Below are 12,019 nucleotides of genomic sequence, written 5' to 3' on the forward strand. Positions count from 1 at the left end.
GAGTATACATGTTGGTCGCCGATGTAGGTACCTGCATGGTTCGCGGTTACATGAATGTCGAATATGCCCCTGAACCAAATGATACAGTTCTGATACAATGCGATGATAATAACGACGGAATTGCAACTTTTAATCTGGAAAATGCTATTCCGACCATTACAGGCGGAGATACTCAAATGGACATCACAGGCTATTACCATAATCTGACCGATGCCCAAAACGAACAAAGTGAAATTACGAATCCGCAAACCTATTCAAACGCCTTCGGGAACAGTATTGTAGTTAGAACTGAAAACCTCCAGTTTGGCTGTATTGATTACGCTGTTATTACGCTTCAGGTAGTCAACAATGCTATAACACCAATTAATCCGGTAAAGGAATGCGATTCAGTTCTACCACAAGATGGTTTGTATCCATTCAATCTTGATACGATTTCACAACAAATCCTTACCAGCAATGCTCTCCCTTCCACTTATGAAATTCATTATTTCTTAAGTTCGCAAGACGCGTTTCTCTTGAATAACCCTTTAAATACGCCTTTTACCAATACAACTGCATATCAACAAATCATTTATGCCAGGATAACAAATGGACCGGACTGTTTTGGAATATTACCCGTTACCCTCATCGTAAGTTCTTTCCCAGATCTTGAGGATGAAACAGTAGCGATTTGTGACGGGGAAAGTACCGTATTGGATGCCGGAAGTGGTTATACAAGTTACTCCTGGGATACTACACCGGTTCAGACAACTCAAACCATAACCGTTTCGGAAGCCGGTAGTTATACGGTAACCGTAACCAATTCGGATGATTGTGAAGCTACTAAAACATTCACTGTGACTGTTTCAGAAATAGCAACCATTCTCAATATTGAGGTAAATAGTTTTTCGGGGATGAATAATTCCATCACAATATATGTAAGCGGGAACGGAAATTATGAATATTCAATAGACGGGGTTAATTACCAGGACAGTAATATTTTCATGAACGTTTTACCGGGTGAATATCAGGTTTTTGTACGTGATAAAAACGGTTGTGGCAATCCACCGCCTCAAACTGTTTATGTTTTGGACTACCCACGATTTTTCACTCCAAACGGCGATGGCTACAATGATACCTGGTTTATTAAAAATCTTGATGCTTTTTATCCCAATTCAAAACTTTATGTTTTTGATCGTTATGGCAAACTCGTAAAACATATTTCACCACTAAATGACGGATGGAACGGTACTTTAAACAATTATTCACTGCCTTCCGATGATTACTGGTTTACACTTTCTTTAGATAACGGGCGAATTATTAAAGGACATTTCAGCTTAAAAAGATAAAAATTCTTACATTTGTCTTTATATGCATAGCATTTATCATGAAACCTTTTAATTATATCTTCCTGTTACTTCTTATTTGCGCTTCCTGCTATTCCCAGGGGGAAGCCAATAATTGGTATTTTGGTAATGGTGCCGGCATTAAATTCATGCCGGATGGTTCTGTTGTACCACTATCAGGCGGACAAATATTCACGTTGGAAGGCTGTAGTTCCATATCCAATTCAGATGGGGATCTTTTGTTCTATTCTGACGGAAGAAATGTTTGGGACAGAAACCACGTTATCATGCCTAATGGGAATTACAATGCAGGAACCGGCCTTTTAGGCGATCCTTCAAGTACCCAATCAGCCATTATTGTTCCCAAACCGGGAAATCCGAATATCTATTATATTTTCACAGTTGATGAACCTCATAACGATAATGCTGCCGTTTTCCCTGATCAAAACACGAATACAGGTCCGGATCAGGATGATGGTTTCAACAATGGCTTAACCTATTCTGTTGTAGACTTATCCATTACCGGAAATAATGGCAGCATCGGTAATGTTACTACCCGAAATGTCTTCCTGACAACATACGATCCGCTTGCTAACTCGGAAGCGAAATACAAATGTTCCGAAAAAATTACAGCTGTAAAGAACAACAACGGATCCGGTTATTGGGTCATAACTCATTTTGTAGATAAATTTTATGCCTTTAAAATAGACAGTAATGGTGTTGATTTAAATCCTGTTATTTCCGTAATTGGCCCAACCGTTAGTGTTAACGGTTACAGACGAAATTCCATTGGCTACCTAAAATCATCTCCTGACGGAAGAAAAATAGCGATAGCTCACAACCAACTGGGAAACACAACTGGCGGGACTACCGAAAACGGACAAGTTCTACTACATGATTTCAATAATTCAACCGGAGTGGTTTCAAATTCCATTACTGTAATAAACGGAGGCAATCCTTATGGTGTGGAATTCTCTGCCGATTCAAAAAAATTATATGCGACTAACGGTTTAAACAATAGTTCCATCAGTCGTCTTATTCAATTTGACCTTACTGTTTCTCCTCTTACCCCTGTTATCATTGAAGAATCAAATGCTTCTCCAGGAGCACTTCAGCTCGGGCCAAATAAAAAAATATATCGTGCTAATTCCTCCAGTCAATCGAACATAAGTTCCCATATTGGAGTAATTAACCAACCTGAAATAAACGGTTTGGCATGTAATTATCAACAAATGGGAGTGCCCTTAATTTACGGTACCTCTTCTTTAGGATTGCCTCCATTTATCACTTCTGTTTTTAACACAAGTATTTTGGTGAGCAATACTTGTTTTGGAGACGCAACTCAATTCAGCATACCTGAAAATCCGAATTTAGAAAGTATTGTATGGGATTTCGGAGATGGGACTACTTCATCCCAATTATCGCCGACACATGTTTATGGCGCACCCGGAGATTACACCGTAACTGTTACGGTAACAGTGGGTGGAGCCCCTATAACTAATGAACAAATCATTACTATACACGAAGTTCCGACTGCGGTTCCTCTTCCAAATCAGATATTAAACCAATGTGATGATGATGGTGATCAAATATATACGTTCGACTTTTCTACGCTTTCAGGGCTTATCCTTGGAAGTCAGGATCCAACCTTTTATGAAGTAAAATACTTCCTTACCAATCAGGATGCAATTGACGATTCAAATGCAGTTAATTCAACAAGTTTTACAAACACAACACCTGTTTTTGAAATTTATGCAAGGGTTACAAATAAAAACAACCAATTGTGTTATGATATAACTAATTTCACAGTGAATGTTTTCAAAGGTCCGGTGATCAATTCACTTACTGATTATAATTTATGTGATGATACTTCAGATGGGAATGCTGCCAACGGACAAACAACTTTTAATCTTTCCCTGTTAAACAATGGTATTTTAGGAACTCAAAACGCAGGTGAATTTACAATTTCATACCACCTGAATCAGAATGATGCCGATTTGGACACCAACCCACAACCGCTTTCATTCTACAACACTATTCCTTTCCAACAGCCGTTAGTTGTAAGAATTGAAAATAATTTAAACTCCAATTGTTACACTACGAGTGTATTTAACTTAATTGTAAATCCACTGCCTAATGCTGTTCCGGCGCAATTAACACAATGTGATTTTCAGTTAAATCCAGATGGTTTTACGACTTTTAATTTATCAGAAGCTAATAGTACATTAACCGGAAATAATCCCAATTACAGTACCGAATTTTATGCACAGGGTAATCCTACGGCACTGAACCCTATTTACACAAACATTCAGAATCCTCAAATACTTACTGTGCATGTTATAGACAATTCAACAGGGTGCTATGCGGCCACTACACTAACTTTAACGGTTAACACCAACCCTACAACACATGTCCCACTTCGCAAATGTGATGACGATGGCACTGAAGACGGTTTTACCGAGTTCAATTTATCCGATGCTGGTTTTGAACAACCCGGAAATACAACAAACTACTACCTAAGCAGTAATGACGCACTTTTAGAAGAAAATGAAATAGGGCAACCAGTTAATTTCACCAATACGGTAGCGGATACCCAACAAATTTATGTACGAATTGAAAACGGCAACGACTGTATTGGCATTAATGTTATCGATTTATTTGTAGATCCACTGCCAAATATAGATATTGATGACGAAGCTGTCTTCTGCTTAAACCAACCTACTGTTCCTGTAACTTTGGATGCAGGCATCGGTCTACAAAATCCTAATTTATTCACTTACTTATGGTCACCGGGAGGAGAAACCACTCCATCGATTGATGTTTTAGCTTCCGGTACCTACACCGTTACCGTTACAAATAGCCTAAACTGTTTTAAAGAAAGAACCATAGTGGTTAAAGATTCAGACATTGCAGTAATCGAATCTGTTTACGTTTTGGATTTGTCCGATAACAACACAATTACCATCTATGTTCAGGGTGATGAAGATGAATTTGAATACAGCCTTGATTCCCCCACAGGACCGTTTCAATCGAGCAATCATTTTGAAAATGTTACTCCCGGAATACATACCGTTTATGTGAACGATATTGACGGATGTGGCGTGATTCCTAAAGAAATTTTGGTATTAGGCATCCCTAAATTTTTCACCCCTAATGGAGACGGTTATAACGACACCTGGAAAATCATAGGCATGGAACAGGGATTTTATACAAACAGTAAAATTTACATTTTTGACCGCTATGGAAAATTACTAAAACAGATGGCACCCAATGGAGAAGGATGGAATGGTATTTTTAATGGTCAGCCTCTTCCCTCCACTGATTATTGGTATATGCTGAATCTTGAAGACGGAAGGACTGTTAAAGGCCACTTTACCCTAAAACGATAACTTTTTTTAAACAAGTTTACATTATACAATGAACCTAATTACCAAAACCATTTTCTTTATTTTATTTACACACCTTTCATTTCAAATTGGATATACACAAAATAATTGTTCGGACGCAATAGTTGTCTGCGGAAACAGTAATTTTTCAGGACTCTCCACCACTGGTATAGGAATTCAGGAATTAGATTTCACAAACAATGACTGTTCCTCCATGGAAACCAACAGTCTATGGTTGAAGGTGCCGATAGCAACAAATGGAACCCTCGCTTTTGAACTGATTCCGCAAAGTTCTTCTATCAATGTGGATTTTGATTTTTTCATATTTGGTCCGAATGCCACCTGTGCAAATCTTGGGCATTCCATTCGGTGTTCTACAACAAATCCGGCCGCTGCAGGTCTTTCAAACAATAAAACCGGTTTAAATACCACTGAAACAGATACGAGTGAAGGTCCCGGCACGTTAGGGAACAGTTTTGTACAAGCCATCAATGCTTTAGCGGGTGAAACCTATTTTATTGTTATCGACAGACCTGTCGGAACAAGCAATTTTTCAATTAATTGGACCGGAACTGCCACATTTACTTCACCACCTACAATAAACGGAAACAATTTAGATGTGAGTAATTGTGATTCGGGGGTTAATGACAACATAACATCATTTGACTTTACCCAAACTTCTTCATTGGCAATAGGCAATCAAACCGGAGTATCAGCTTCTTTTCATACTTCTGTAAATGATGCCATTACAGGAACAAATCAAATTCCAGATATTACAAATTTCCAAAACACTACCAACCCTCAAACAGTGTATATTCGTTTGACAAATACAGCCAGTGGTTGTTTTGCTACTTCCGATTTCAACTTGCATGTAACTCAATACCAAACCAACACCCCTTCAAATTTGGAAAAATGCGATTTAGACAATGACGGTTTTGTTACTTTCAATTTGAGAGATAATGATTCGATTTTAACCGGAGGAGACCCAAATATTGTTATTACATATCATCCTACTGCAAACAGCGGGATAACATTACCTGACAATTACACCAATGCAGTTCCCGGAACAAACGAAACAGTTTGGGCAAAAATCACAAATACCGCTATCGGATGCTATGCTGAAAAACCATTTAATCTGATATTAAAAAGAATTCCGCCAGTTACAGCTGCCCAATTAACACAATGTGATTTTCAGTTAAATCCTGATAGTCTTACAACTTTTAATTTATCAGAAGCTAATGGCACATTAACCGGTAACAATCCTAACTACAGCATAGAATTTTACACTTTGGGAAGTACAACTCCCCTGAATTCTGTTTATACCAATATTCAGAACCCCCAGACACTTACTGTAAAAATTACGGATAACACAACGCAATGTTATGCCTTTACAACTTTAACCCTTAATGTAACAGTAAATCCAACGATTATCGCTGCTTTGCATGAATGTGATGCAGACGGGACCGAAGACGGATTTACCACTTTTGATTTAACCGACACCGGATTTGCTATCACAGGCAATATAGTTACCTACTTCACCAGCAGTAATGATGCTTTATTGGAAGAAAACGAAATACCAACCAATTTTATAAATACTGTAGAAGATAATCAACGTCTCTTTGCACGGATTGAGAACGGTAATGACTGTATTGGTATCAATATTGTCGATTTATTTGTAGATCCCTTGCCGAATATAGATATTGATGACAATGCTGTCTTCTGCTTAAACGAGCCTAATGTTCCCGTAACCTTGAATGCTGGCATCGGTTTACAAAACCCTAATTCATTCACTTACTTATGGTCACCGGGAGGAGAAACCACTCAAACGATTGATGTTTTAGCTTCCGGGACATATACCGTTACCGTTACAAATAGCTTAAGCTGTTCCAAAGAAAGAACTGTAGTTGTTAAAGATTCTGATATTGCTTTAATCGAATCTGTATCTGTTCTGGATTTGTCGGAAAACAACGCAATTACCGTGTATGTACAAGGAGATGAAAATGAATTCGAGTACAGCCTTGATTCGCCTACAGGACCGTTCCAGACAAGCAACCATTTTGAAAACGTTACTCCCGGAATACATACGGTATATATTAATGATATAGATGGATGCGGAGTGACTCCTAAAGAAATTTCAGTATTAGGAGTTCCTAAATTTTTCACACCAAATGGGGATGGCTACAACGACACTTGGGTAATCAAAGGCACAAAAAGTGGGTTTTACACAAAAAGTAAAATTCAGATTTTTGACAGATTTGGAAAACTATTAAAAGAAATGGCTTTTAACGGAGAGGGATGGAATGGTATTTTTAATGGCCAACCCCTTCCTGCTACAGATTATTGGTATATTTTAAAACTTGAAGACGGAAGAACTGTTAAAGGACATTTTGCATTGAAACGATAAAATTATTTGAAAATAATTACGAGTGAACAGTTATCAAGTTTATCATTTCATAACCAAAAAATTTATTTTGAAATCATCAAACCGCAAAGATCATCATGAGGTTTAAGCTCTATTTTTACATGTTTTTACTCTTACCGGTAATTGCCAAGGCACAGTTCATCCAAATCGATGAAAGCTATACCGCACAACAGCTTGTAAGCGATGTATTGATGAACAGTGATTGTATTCCTGCTTCAAATTTTTCTGTTTCAGGTGGTGTATTTAACGACAATTCCAAAAGCTATGCTTATTTTACAAATACATCGCCCGATTTTCCTTTTCAAAACGGAATAATTTTGTCAAGCGGAAAAGCGTCGTCAGCAATAGGACCGAATAGTTATCATTCTGATGATGGTGATCCATTTTGGTTGGGCGATTTAGAGCTGGAAGAAGCTTTAAACATTTCCCTTACATATAACAGTACCGTTTTAGAATTTGATTTCATCCCTCAAACAGACATAATCCGTTTCGATTACATTTTTGCCTCAGAAGAATATGTAGATGAAATGCAATGTGATTATTCCGATGGTTTTGCTTTCCTGATTAAAAAAGTTAACGACACGGCTCCTTATCAAAATTTAGCCGTAATCCCCGGAACAAACACTCCTGTAAAGGTAACAACCATACATCCTAATGTTCCAGGCCATTGCGGCGCAGTTAACCCTTCCTATTTCGGAAGCTACAACCCTATTAATTATCCAACTAACTTTAATGGTCAAACCAAAATCATGACCGCACAATCAGCAGTTGATCGGGGAGAATTATACCATATAAAATTAGTAATTGCTGATCAATCGGATTTTTCATATGATTCAGCAATTTTTTTAAAAGCAAACAGTTTTGGATTCGGACCAGATTTTGGACCAAACCGATTGATTGCTACAGGAAATCCGGTTTGCCAGGGAGAGTCGCTGCTTTTAAATGGTGCTTTATCAGGTTCCAATACCTACCAATGGTTTAAAAACAACGTTCTCTTACCCGGCGAAACAAATCCGACATACCTTGTCAATAGTCCCGGAACTTATAAAGTAGAGGTTTTTCTAAACGGTCTTTGTACCACTTCCGGCCAAATTGATATTGAATATTCCACGATAACCACAACAAATGCCACAATAATTGAATGTGATGATAACAATGATGGAATCACTACTTTCAATCTGACCAATGTTTCCCAAATCATAACCGGTGGGAATCCCGACTTAACCATTACAGGGTATTTCTCCAATCTATTTGACGCTCAAAATGAATTAAATCAACTACAAAACCCTTTAGCTTTTCAAAATGCCCCTGCGCAAAATTCTGTAATCGCAAAAGTGAAAGATCAATTCGGTTGTTTTGCATACACAACAATAACATTGCAGATTCCAAATAATCCGATGACCCAGACCGGTCCGATTGAGACCTGTGATTTGGACACCACTCTGGATGGATACTACCAGTTTGATTTAGATACGGTTTCACAAAACATCAGAAATAACAACCCTGGCTTGCCGAGTGGGGTTTCCTTTCAATATTATGCGAGTTCGCAAGATGCTGTATCATCAAGCAATCCGTTACCTACAAATTACCCAAACACCATTGCTTACGAACAAATTATTTATGCCCGAATTACAGACGGCTATGAATGTTATCAAATCCTGCCCATAACACTGATTGTTAATGTACTGACTCCTGAAAACTTCAACGACGAAACCGTATATCTATGCGAAGGAAGTAGCTTGGTTTTAGATCCCGGAAGTAATTTTACGACTTACGCTTGGGATACTAATCCATTGCAAACTTCACAAACAATAACTGTCACTCAACCTGGAGTATACCATGTTACAGTATCCGACAATAATGGGTGTCTGGCAACCAAAAAATATACCGTAACTAGTTCGGCTCCGGCAATTATCATAGATATAGTAGAAAATAATTTTCAGGGTAATCAAAATTCAATTACTGTCTATGTGCAGGGCATCGGTGATTACGAATTTTCATTGGACAATATTAACTATCAGGACAGTAATTTCTTCACCAATTTAAATCCTGAAATATATACAATATATGTTCGTGACAAGCATAATTGTGGCTATACAACTGGAATAGCTTATGTTTTGGATTATCCTAAATTCTTTACTCCGAACGGAGACCAATACAATGATACCTGGAAAATAAAGAATCTCGAGATAAATTTTCCAAATTCGGTAATGTACATTTTTGACAGATACGGAAAACTTATGAAACAGTTCAATCCCTCCAAAGAAGGTTGGGACGGAACATATCTGAATAAACCATTACCCGCCACCGATTATTGGTTTGAATTGAGATTAAACGATGGAAGAACCATTAAAGGACATTTTGCATTGAAACGATAATTCCTATTAATAAAAAACTTCTGTATAAATTTATTGATTTTTAAGTGGTAACTTTACATGTTAAAATCTGTAAATCAATGAATTATGGAAATTATTGTCACTTTAATTATTGGAGCAATTGCCGGTTGGTTGGGAAGCTTAATTTTCAGCGGAAGCAGTTTAGGATTGATTGGAAATATCGTTGTTGGTATTTTGGGTAGTTTTGTCGGTTATTGGCTTTTAGGCAAATTAGGTATAAGTTTAGGCGAAGGTGTCATAGGTGCTATACTAACTGGAGCTATTGGAGCTATTGTCATTTTAGCAATCATTAACCTCCTTTTCAGGGGAAAAGCCAATTAATAAAAAAGCCGTTCAAACGAACGGCTTTTTTATTAATATAAACTTGAAATTAGTCAATTTTGAAACGCTTTCTGTCGTTTTCGTTCAGGTAGATTTTACGCAAACGTAACGATTTAGGTGTTACCTCTACATACTCATCTTTCTGGATGTACTCTAAAGCTTCCTCCAAAGAGAACTTGATAGCAGGAATGATTCTTGCTTTATCATCAGCTCCTGATGAACGCACGTTTGTTAACTTCTTAGTTTTAGTTACGTTAACAACCATATCATCTCCTCTTGAGTTCTCACCGATAACCTGACCTTCATAGATATCTTCATTCGGATCAACGAAGAATTTACCTCTTTCCTGTAATTTATCGATTGAATAAGGGATTGCTTTTCCGTTTTCCATAGAGATTAATGAACCACTTAAACGTCCAGGGATTTCACCTTTAAACGGTTGGTATTCCAAGAAACGGTGAGACATGATTGCTTCACCAGCTGTAGCAGTCAATAACTGATTTCTTAATCCGATGATACCACGTGAAGGAATGTTGAATTTGATGATCATACGCTCCCCTTTTGGCTCCATGCTTAACATTTCACCTTTACGAACCGTTACAAATTCAACCGCTCTACCGGAAACATTTTCAGGTAAGTCGATAGTTAATTCCTCAATCGGCTCACATTTCACTCCGTCAATCTCTTTGATGATAACCTGAGGCTGGCCAATCTGTAATTCATAACCTTCACGACGCATTGTTTCGATAAGTACCGATAAGTGAAGTACTCCACGTCCGAAAACCATAAATTTATCAGCAGAATCCGTTTCGTTTACTCTTAAAGCAAGGTTTTTCTCCAACTCTTTATTTAAACGGTCTTTGATGTGTCTTGAAGTAACGAATTTACCCTCTTTACCGAAGAATGGCGAGTCGTTGATTGTAAACAACATGCTCATTGTAGGCTCGTCGATTGCAATAGTTGCCAATGCTTCCGGATTTTCGAAATCAGCAACAGTATCCCCAATTTCGAAACCTTCTAATCCAACAATAGCACAGATATCTCCAGCTTTTACGCTTTCAACTTTTTTACGTCCAAGTCCGTCAAAAGTGTGCAATTCTTTAATTTTTGATTTGATGATCTTTCCGTCACGTTTTACCAACGAAATATTCTGACCTTCTTTAAGTTCACCTCTTTGTAAACGACCGATAGCGATACGTCCTGTGAAAGAAGAGAAATCCAAAGAAGTGATCAACATCTGAGGTGTTCCTTCAGAAACTTTAGGTGCAGGAATGTGTTCCAAAACCATATCTAAAAGCGGCTCGATGTTCTCCGTTTGATTTTTCCAATCGTCAGACATCCAGTTGTTTTTAGCCGAACCGTAAACGGTAGGGAAATCCAACTGCCACTCTTCTGCTCCTAATTCGAACATTAAGTCGAAAACTTTCTCATGAACTTCTTCCGGAGTACAGTTTTCTTTATCTACTTTATTTACCACCACACATGGCTTCAAACCTAAATCGATTGCTTTCTGCAATACGAAACGCGTTTGTGGCATTGGTCCTTCAAAAGCATCTACTAACAATAAAACACCATCGGCCATGTTTAACACACGTTCCACTTCTCCACCGAAATCGGCGTGACCAGGAGTATCGATAATATTAATTTTAGTTCCTTTATAAACAACGGAAACGTTTTTGGAAGTAATGGTAATACCTCTTTCTCTTTCCAAGTCGTTGTTATCCAGGATTAAATCTCCTGTATTCTCGTTTTCACGGAATAACTGACAGTGATACATAATTTTGTCAACCAATGTCGTTTTACCGTGGTCAACGTGAGCAATAATCGCGATGTTTCTAATTGAAGTCATATACAAATTTTGAAGGTGCAAAAGTACAACTATTTTTTGAATTAAAAATACTAACTATGAAGTAGTTAGCTAAATTTTAACCTATTAATAACAATAAAAAAAGCTCTCAGTGATGAGAGCTTGATTATTTTTCTAAGAACACCTACTATAAAGCAGCTACGTGTCTTGTTAATTTTGATTTTAAGTTTGAAGCTTTATTAGCGTGGATGATGTTTTTCTTCGCTAATTTGTCAATCATAGAGATTACAGAAGATAATTTTGCAGACGCCTCAGCTTTATCTGTAGCTAAACGGATTGCCTTAATAGCATTACGTGTAGTT

Annotated in this window: 7 protein-coding genes; 5 read left to right on the forward strand and 2 right to left on the reverse strand. The window is 37.6% G+C overall.

All coding sequences use genetic code 11. The features are described from left to right. From VLB74_RS03510 to VLB74_RS03530, 5 genes are all read left to right on the forward strand, one after another. The coding region (locus VLB74_RS03510; protein WP_325202075.1) for a T9SS type B sorting domain-containing protein at positions 1-1,328 on the forward strand (1,328 nt) is incomplete at its 5' end. A 38-nt stretch (positions 1,329-1,366) separates the two neighbouring features. Beyond that, the gene (locus VLB74_RS03515) at positions 1,367-4,714 is read left to right on the forward strand and encodes a T9SS type B sorting domain-containing protein (RefSeq protein WP_325202076.1); all 3,348 of its coding nucleotides are present in this window, start codon (positions 1,367-1,369) and stop codon (positions 4,712-4,714) included. Between the two features lie 28 nt (positions 4,715-4,742). Next, the gene (locus tag VLB74_RS03520; RefSeq protein ID WP_325202077.1) at positions 4,743-7,115 is read left to right on the forward strand and encodes a T9SS type B sorting domain-containing protein; all 2,373 of its coding nucleotides are present in this window, start codon (positions 4,743-4,745) and stop codon (positions 7,113-7,115) included. A 95-nt stretch (positions 7,116-7,210) separates the two neighbouring features. Further along, positions 7,211-9,511, forward strand: a complete 2,301-nt coding sequence (locus VLB74_RS03525; RefSeq protein ID WP_325202078.1) for a choice-of-anchor L domain-containing protein — start codon at positions 7,211-7,213, stop codon at positions 9,509-9,511. A gap of 84 nt (positions 9,512-9,595) precedes the next feature. Then, entirely contained in the window at positions 9,596-9,850 is a 255-nt protein-coding gene (locus VLB74_RS03530; protein ID WP_325202079.1) for a GlsB/YeaQ/YmgE family stress response membrane protein, read from the forward strand. Between the two features lie 49 nt (positions 9,851-9,899). Here the strand turns inward: VLB74_RS03530 and typA are convergent, their stop codons facing one another. Further along, on the reverse strand, positions 9,900-11,699 hold the full coding sequence (typA, locus tag VLB74_RS03535) for a translational GTPase TypA (RefSeq protein WP_325202080.1): 1,800 nt from the start codon (positions 11,697-11,699) through the stop codon (positions 9,900-9,902). Positions 11,700-11,844: 145 nt separating this feature from the next. Then, positions 11,845-12,019, reverse strand: a 175-nt coding sequence (rpsT, locus tag VLB74_RS03540; protein ID WP_325202081.1) for a 30S ribosomal protein S20, incomplete at its 5' end; no start/stop codon positions are given.

This window comes from Flavobacterium sp., from assembly GCF_035456225.1.
In the GTDB taxonomy this organism is placed as follows: Bacteria; Bacteroidota; Bacteroidia; order Flavobacteriales; family Flavobacteriaceae; genus Flavobacterium.